Origin of the sequence: Frigoribacterium sp. MEB024 (genome assembly GCF_000878135.1) — a bacterium.
Taxonomy (GTDB): Bacteria; Actinomycetota; Actinomycetes; order Actinomycetales; family Microbacteriaceae; genus Frigoribacterium.
In genome coordinates, this window is record NZ_JXQZ01000028.1 from 60,906 (window position 1) to 68,605 (window position 7,700).

General features: G+C 72.2%; 6 protein-coding genes. 3 read left to right on the forward strand and 3 right to left on the reverse strand.

All coding sequences use genetic code 11. The features are described from left to right. Window positions 1-127: 127 nt before the first annotated feature. Window positions 128-559, forward strand: coding sequence for an Lrp/AsnC family transcriptional regulator (locus SZ60_RS06675; protein ID WP_043594753.1), 432 nt, complete (start codon window positions 128-130; stop codon window positions 557-559). 30 nt (window positions 560-589) lie between these two features. On the opposite strand, the gene SZ60_RS06680 is transcribed toward SZ60_RS06675, so the two are convergent. Further along, window positions 590-1,558, reverse strand: coding sequence for an epimerase (locus SZ60_RS06680; RefSeq protein ID WP_043594754.1), 969 nt, complete (start codon window positions 1,556-1,558; stop codon window positions 590-592). Between the two features lie 94 nt (window positions 1,559-1,652). Here SZ60_RS06680 and SZ60_RS06685 point away from each other — a divergent pair, with 94 nt between their 5' ends. Further along, a complete protein-coding gene (locus tag SZ60_RS06685) occupies window positions 1,653-2,495 on the forward strand; it encodes a sulfurtransferase (RefSeq protein ID WP_043594756.1) in 843 nt (280 codons plus the stop codon). A 19-nt stretch (window positions 2,496-2,514) separates the two neighbouring features. Here SZ60_RS06685 and SZ60_RS06690 read toward each other — a convergent pair whose 3' ends face one another. Then, complete coding sequence (locus SZ60_RS06690) at window positions 2,515-2,721, reverse strand: DUF1508 domain-containing protein (RefSeq protein WP_043594758.1); 207 nt, start codon at window positions 2,719-2,721, stop codon at window positions 2,515-2,517. A gap of 330 nt (window positions 2,722-3,051) precedes the next feature. Beyond that, complete coding sequence (locus SZ60_RS06695) at window positions 3,052-3,453, reverse strand: hypothetical protein (protein WP_043594759.1); 402 nt, start codon at window positions 3,451-3,453, stop codon at window positions 3,052-3,054. 274 nt (window positions 3,454-3,727) lie between these two features. On the opposite strand from SZ60_RS06695, the gene SZ60_RS06700 reads away from it, so the two are divergent. Beyond that, the gene (locus SZ60_RS06700; protein ID WP_043594760.1) at window positions 3,728-7,492 is read left to right on the forward strand and encodes an ATP-binding protein; all 3,765 of its coding nucleotides are present in this window, start codon (window positions 3,728-3,730) and stop codon (window positions 7,490-7,492) included. Window positions 7,493-7,700 lie beyond the last annotated feature (208 nt).

The window sequence follows — 7,700 nt, forward strand, 5'->3', positions numbered from 1 at the left end:
CGGCTCGGTCGTCGCGTCCGGGTGGCACCACGTTAGGACTGGGCGATGTGCAGCCACAATCACCATCGAGCGCCATTCCGCTCGCCTGATCACGCGTTCTGCGCGGTCGTGCTGTACGTTTCGGGTCATGGCGGATCTCGACGAACTCGACCGGCGCCTCCTGGCGGCCCTGCGGGTCGACGCGCGCGAGTCGGCGGCGAGCCTCGCGCGGCGGTTGGGCGTGACGCGGGCGACGATCACTTCGCGGCTCGACCGGCTCGAGGCGACGGGCACGGTGCTCGGCTACACCGTGAGGGTGCGCGAGGCCGACGACCCCGACCTGATCCGTGCCGTCGGCTTCATCGAGATCGAGGGGCGGTCGACCGACCACGTCATCCGGCAGCTGCGGGGCTTCCCCGAGGTGGCGTCGCTCCACACGACGAACGGCGGCTGGGACCTCGTCGCCGAGCTGCGCACGTCGTCGCTCGGCGAGTTCGATCGCGTGCTGGCCCGCATCCGCAGCGTCGAGGGCGTCGTCAACAGCGAGACGAGCCTGCTGCTCAGCTCCGTCCTCCGCTGACCCGGTGCCCGCGGACCGCGACCTCCGCGCTCAGGCCGCGCCGCGCCTCCCGGCGACGATGCTCTTGAGGGCCTCGTCGAGGTGAGGGTGCTCGAATTCGTACCCGGCGTCGACGAGGTGTTCGGGCAGCACCCACCGGCTCTTGAGCACGAGCTCGGTCTCGGTGCGGAGCACGGCCGTGCCGAGCTCGAGCATCCACCGCCAGGCGGGCAGGCCGAACGGCACGCCGAGCACGCGGCGCAGGGTGCGCATCACGGTGCGGTTGTCGCTCGGGTTCGGCGACGACAGGTTGAGCGGGCCCTCGACGGACGAGTCCGCACGGGCGAACCGGATCGCCCCGAGCACGTCGTCGACGTGTATCCAGCTGAACTTCTGCCGCCCACCGCCTCGGCCCTCGTGGTGGTACGTCCCGGCCGCGAGCCGTGCCCGGGTGGCCGGCCACGGGCCGTCGAACTGCGGCCCGCCGAGACCCGCCCGCACGAGGTTCATCAGCGGGACGAGTGCGCTGCCGTCGCCCAGCACGATCGCCATGCGCAAGGCGACGCGACGGGTGGCGGGCAGCTCGCCCGCGAAGAACTCGGCCTCCCACGCGGTGGCGACGTCGACCGAGAACCCCGAGCCGATCTCGCCGCCCGACTCGGTCATCGGGCGGTCCTCGGCGTGGCGGTAGATCGTCGCCGTCGACGAGTTCATCCAGACCCGAGGAGGCGCGGCGCACGCGAGCACCGCCTCCTTCAGTTCGCGTGTGGTCTCGACGCGTGACCGCACGATCTCGGCGCGGTTCTCGGGGCCGTAGCGGCAGTTCACGCTCTTGCCCGCGAGGTTGACGAGCAGGTCGGCCCCGTCGAGCAGGGCGGTGATGCCGGCGGTGTCGCCCCACGACGCGTCCGGTCCGTGGCGGCCGATCAGGCTGACGCGGGCACCCTCGGCGCGGAACGCGGCCGCGAGGTGCTGCCCGATGAAGCCGCTGGCTCCGGCGAGGACGATGTGGTCGGTCATGGGGCTCACGCTAGGGGACCGGTCGGTCCCCGTCCGCGCGATCCCTCGACATCGAGCAGACCTCACGTGTGGGGTGCCCGTTAGCCTCGTCGGCATGAGCCATCCCCTGGTGACCGCTGCCGGGCTCGACGCGACCCTCACGGGTGGGGGAGCGGTGCGCCTTCTCGACGTCCGCTGGCGGCTCGACCGCCCGGACGGCCTCCCCGCCTTCCGCGAGGGGCACCTGCCCGGCGCGGTCTACGTGGACCTCGACACCGAGCTCGCCCGGCACGGCGCGCCCGTCGAGGGGCGGCATCCGCTGCCCGACCGGGCCGACCTGCAGGCCGCCGCGCGCCGGTGGGGGCTGCGCGACGGGGATGCCGTCGTCGTCTACGACGACCTCGGCGGGCAGTCGGCGGCTCGCGCGTGGTGGCTCCTGCGGGCCTCGGGCGTCGCCGACGTGCGCTTGCTCGACGGCGGGCTCACGGCCTGGACGGACGCGGGCCTACCCCTCGAGCAGGGCGACGCGGACGTCGAGCCCGGCGACGTCACCCTCGGCGACGATCCGTGGCCCGTGATGGACGCCGACGCGGCCGCCTCGTGGTCGCGCACCGGTGTGCTGATCGACAGTCGGGCCGCCGAGCGCTACCGCGGCGACGTGGAGCCCGTCGACCCGCGGGCCGGTCACGTCCCGGGTGCCGTCAACCTGCCGACGGCGGGCAACCTCGACTCCACGGGTCGGTTCGTCGATGCCGCCGCGCTGCGCGCCCGGTTCGAGGAGGCGGGGGTCACGCCCGCGACACCGGTGGCCGTCTACTGCGGCTCGGGCATCACCGCGGGCCACAACGCCTTGGCCGCGACGATCGCCGGGTTCGACCCGGTGCTCTTCGCCGGATCGTGGAGCGCCTGGTCGAACGACCCCACGCGCCCCGTCGCCACCGGCGGCCGCCCCGGGTGACCGAGGGACGGGGCCGCGGTCAGTCGGCGTGACCGGGGACGGGGACGTCCGTCCGGTCGTCGACCACGGCGTCGACGGCCGTGAGGCGCAGGGCGTCGATGCCGTTCATCGCCGCGCCCTTCTGCTTGTAGCCGCCGGACGAGGCGAGGACCTCGCCGTTGCCTGCCGTCAGGACGAAGCGGTACTCGCCCGAGGTGTCCTGTGTGACGACGAAGGTGCCTGCCATGGGAGTCCCCTTGCACGAAGTGGTGCACGCGCTCTGCGTGGCGACAGCATAGGGCCGCGCCCCGACCGAGGGGCGACCCGCGTCGCCGAGCCGACCGGCGCCTCCTCGTGTGCGGTCACACCGACCGTTTGACATGTGAAATGCCACGTGACATACTGGATGAGTCGGTGCGGCCGCCCGCGAGTCTCGTCCCCCCTCCGAGACCGGGCGGCCGCACCGGTCCGTCTCGGTCTCGCACCGAGCACACGAGAGCGCCCGGCCCCGGATGGCAGTCGCGGTGTCGGGCGCTCTCGTCGTTCCCGGGCGACGGCCCGGGGGTCAGGTGCCGCGTCAGTCGGCCAGCAAGACCGCCATCGCGCCCTTCAGGGCCTCGCGGTCGCGGCGCAGCTTGGCGACCTCGGCCTCGAGTTCGGCGACGCGCTCGGCCGTGGCGGTCGACCCCGAACCCGGGGGGCGACCCCGGCGCGGGGTCGCCGCGGTCGAGGGGGCGGCCTCGTCGTCGTCCGAGGTGACGTCGAGTTCCCTCTCGACCGCGTCGTCGGGTGCCGGCGTCGGGGCGATCGACCGCTCGTGGGCCCGGATCCATCCGCGCAGGGACTGCTCGCCGACCTCGAACTCGGACGCCGTCTCGCGGATGATCGCCCGGTTGCCCGGCTCGGCCTCGCGACGTTCGAGCACCCGGGCGAGCGACTTCTCTCGCGTCTCGTCGCTGTACTTCTGTTCGAAAGGCATGTGCGCTCCTGGTGTCGAGACACGGTGTCGTGTCAGCTCATTGAATAGCCCCCGTGATGACCGTACTGTACGTTCACGTGGGAGCGCTCGGTTATGACGACAACTCACGTAACCGATCGTGTCGCGCATCATGACGGATGACGTAACACCAACATCGATGGGCATCATGTGTCGCCGAGGGGTCCACCGACGTGAGGACGGCCCGGCGTGACGACTCGCGACGGAACCGCCCGTCCTCCGGGTGTTGTCGAGGCGGACCGCTTAAGGTGTCAGGGTGTGGCGAGCCGACAGACAGCATGACAACGACGACGAGAACGACTCCGTCGCCGTCCCGACCGGTGCGCCCACGGGCGTGATCACACCCCACGCCGTCAGCCTCGGGCACCCGGGTCACTCCCTGGGCAACGTGGCCGAGCCCGTCTGGAACACCTGGCGCGAGTCCCTCCGACGAGTGGGCGGCTCCTCGACGCTGCTGCACTTCGGCGACTCGCAGCGGTCGCGCATCGAGCTGAGCACGACCCACCCCGGTGGCCTCGCCCAGTTCATCACGGGCAAGACGACCCTGCTGTCCAGCCTGATCCGTGACGACCTCGCCCTGCGCACGGCCCGCGCCGCAGCCGGCGAGATCGCCGCGAAGGGGCTCGAGCTGAGCACGGTCCGCGGCATCGACGCCGTGCACCTGGCCATCGGCGTCGCCGCCTGGTCCTTCGCCGGAGAAGACTTCCGGGCCCCCGTGTTGCTGCGCCCGCTGGCGATCCGGCGCCACGGTCGCGACTTCGAGGTCAAGCTGCTCGGCGAGCCCTTCCTCAACCCGGCGCTGGTCGACGCCCTGCACGACCAGTTCGGCATCACGCTCGATGCCGAGTCCTTCGTCTCGCTCGCCAGTCGAGAGGGGTCGTTCACGCCGAACCCGGTCATCGACCGCCTCCGCGGGCTGACCGCCCACCTCGAGTGGTTCACGGTCCAGCCGCGACTCGTGGTCTCGACCTTCGCCGAGGTCTCGACCGAGATGGCCCTCGACGCCCGTGAGCTCGGGCACCCGGTGCTCGACGCGCTCGCCGGCAACCCGATGGCCATCCGTCAGGTCGAAGAGGCCTACCGACCCACCACGGCGACGCCGCAGGACGAGCGCAGCCCCGAGACCGACACCCTGTTGCTCGACGCCGACCCCGAACAAGAGAACGTCGTGGCGCAGATCGCCGCGGGCAACTCGGTCGTCGTCAAGACCCTGCCGGGCACCGGCGGCACCCAGACGATCGTCAACGCGGTCGGCCGTCTCGTGTCGCAGAACAAGCGCGTCCTCGTGGTGAGCGCCCGCCGGGCGACGCTTCGGGGCATCACGAGCCGCCTCGCCGACGTCGGCCTGCCGGGTGTCGCCGTCAGCCCGACCACCCTGCGCCGTGACGTGATCCGGTCGATCTCCCGCAACGAGAAGGCCACCCACCCTCAGATGGGAGAAGTCGACGACGCCCTCGTGCGCCTCCGCAAGGTGCTCGTCGACTACCGCGGCGCCCTCAGCCGCCGCGATCCCGAGCTCGGCGTCTCGGTCCTCGACTGCCTCACCGAGCTCTCGCGGCTGGCCCTGCTGCCCGCGGCCCCGGCGACCACCGCCCGCCTCAGCCGGCGCAGCATCGCCGCCATGGTCGACGGTCGCGGCCGCGTCGCCGAGACGATGGTCGGTGCCGCCAACCTGGGCGAGTTCAAGTACGGCCCGGGCGACTCGCCCTGGTACGGCGCCCGCTTCACCGAGAGCGTCGGGGCCGGGGACGCGCACCAGCTCGCCAAGAACCTGCACCACCGCGACCTGCCCCGCCTCCTCGAGCGCGCAGAAGAGGTCATCGGCAGCACCCGCATGCGCCCGTTCGAGAGCGTCTCCGAGCTCGGCGTCTACCTGCGCCTGCTCACCGAGATCCGCGACACCCTCGACAAGTTCATGCCCGTGGTGTTCGACCGATCGGTCGCCGAGCTCGTCGCCGCGACGGCACCCAAGCGCGAGGCGCCCGACATGTCGAGCGCCAACCGTCGTCGACTCAAGAAGCTCGCCCGCGAGTACGTGCGACCCGGCGTCCACATCGCCGACCTGCACGGCGCGCTGCAGCGCATCCAGCAGCAGCGCGTCGTGTGGCAGCGCTACGTGTCGGCCGGCACCCCGCCCGAGGTGCCGACGGGCATCGCCGACACGCACGTGCTCCACCAGCAGGTGTCGCAAGACCTCGAACGACTCGACGGCCCCCTCGGCCTGACGGGCGACGACGGGCTGACCGAGATCGGCATCGTCGAGCTGCAGCAGCGTCTCGAGGCCCTCGCCGCCGAGAGCGACGTCCTTCAGAACCTCCAAGAGCGCACCGAGCTCATGACGACCCTGCGCGACCTCGAACTGACCCCGCTCATCACCGACCTGGCCAACCGCCACGTGCCCGAGCACCAGGTCGCCGCCGAACTCGAGCTCGCCTGGTGGCGTTCGGCACTCGAGTCGCTGCTCGAGGCCGACCGCGCCCTGCTCGGCGCCAACACCGCCATGCTCGACCGGCTCGAGGCCGACTTCCGCCTCGTCGACGAGGCCCACGCCGCGGGCAGCGCCCAGCTGCTCGCGTGGCTGCTGGCCGAGAACTGGAAGATCGGGCTGGTCGACTGGCCCGACGAGGCGTCGGCGCTCAAGAACCTCTTGCGTCAGGGCCACCTGACCGCCCGTCTGCTGCACGACGCGGCCCCGCACCTGTCGCGCGCCGTCGCTCCCGTCTGGGTCGCGTCCCCGTACGAGGTCCACACCATCGCCGACACCGTGCCGTTCGACACGGTCGTGCTCGTCGACGCCGGGGCCACGACCCTGGCCGAGAACGTCGGGGCGATCCGCCGCGGCAAGCAGACCGTGGCTTTCGGCGACCCCGTGACCCAGACCCCGTCCGAGTTCGACATCGGCGTCGTGCCGGGCAAGCCGCCCGTCGACGCCGACGAAGAGGCCCTGGCCACGTCGCACTCCGAGAGCGCCCTGGCGCGCCTCGCGACCCTGCTGCCCACGCTCTCCCTCACGCGCAGCTACCGTGCCGGCGGAGAAGACCTCGCCGAACTCGTCAACCGCCGGTTCTACGGCGGGCGCATCGAGTCCCTGCCCTGGGCGGGCAGCTTCCTCGGCCACGGCAGCATCGCGCTCGACTACGTCTCGGGCGGCACCGCCGTCCCCGACCCCGAGTCCGGCGCCGTCGAGAGCGTCGACGCCGAGGTCGACCGCGTCGTGTCCCTCGTCCTCGAGCACGCCCGCACGCGTCCGAGCGAGTCGCTCATGGTGCTGACGGCGTCGGCCAAGCACGCCATCCGCGTCCAGCAGGCCGTGCTGACCGCCGTCTCGGGGCACAAAGACCTGACCGAGTTCGTCGTGGGCGACCGCAGCGAGCCGTTCATGATCGCCACCCTCGAGCAGAGCGTCGCCCAGAGCCGCGACCACGTCGTGTTCTCGATCGGCTACGGCCGCACCCCGCACGGTCGTGTGCTGAGCGACTTCGGTCCGCTCGGCCAGCCGGGAGGCGAGCGCCTGCTGGCGGTCGCCATGACGCGGGCGCGTCGGTCGATGGTCATCGTCACCTGCTTCCAACCGGGCGACATCGACTCGAGTCGCATGGGCCACGGGACGGTCGCGCTCAGCGAGATCCTCACCGAGGTGCAGGCCCGGACGTCGGCCGAGCACGTCCCCGACGACAGTGAGCCCATGCTCGTCGACCTTGCTCGCCGGCTCGAGGTCAAGGGCATCCCCGTCGCGCTCGGGCACCGGGGCAAACTCGGTCTCGTGGCCGCCCACGACGGTGTCTGCGTCACGATCGAGACCGACACGACGCTCTCGCGCACCAGCCTGCGCGAGTCGCTGCGCTCGCGTCCCGAGGTGCTGCGGCGGCTCGGCTGGCACTACATCCGCGTGCACGCGTTCCAGCTCTTCACCGACCCCGACGCCGTCGCCGAGCGCGTCGCCGAGGTGCTCGGCATCGGTGACTCGCACACGCACGAGGTGCCGGCCCTGTCGGCCAGCCAGCACGTCAACCGTCGATGACCCCGGGAGGCGCGGCGTCCGAGGGCGATGCCCCTGACGCCCTCGAGGCGGCCGAGCCGAGCCCCCTGGTGGTGCGTCGGCGGGCCGGGCGTCGGGTGAGCACCGACCCGGTGCCGGGCAGCGACCCCACGCCCGCTCCCGAACCCGCTCGGCAGGGATCGAGCGAGAACGACCAGCGACTGCGTGCCGACGTCCCACCCCACTGGGT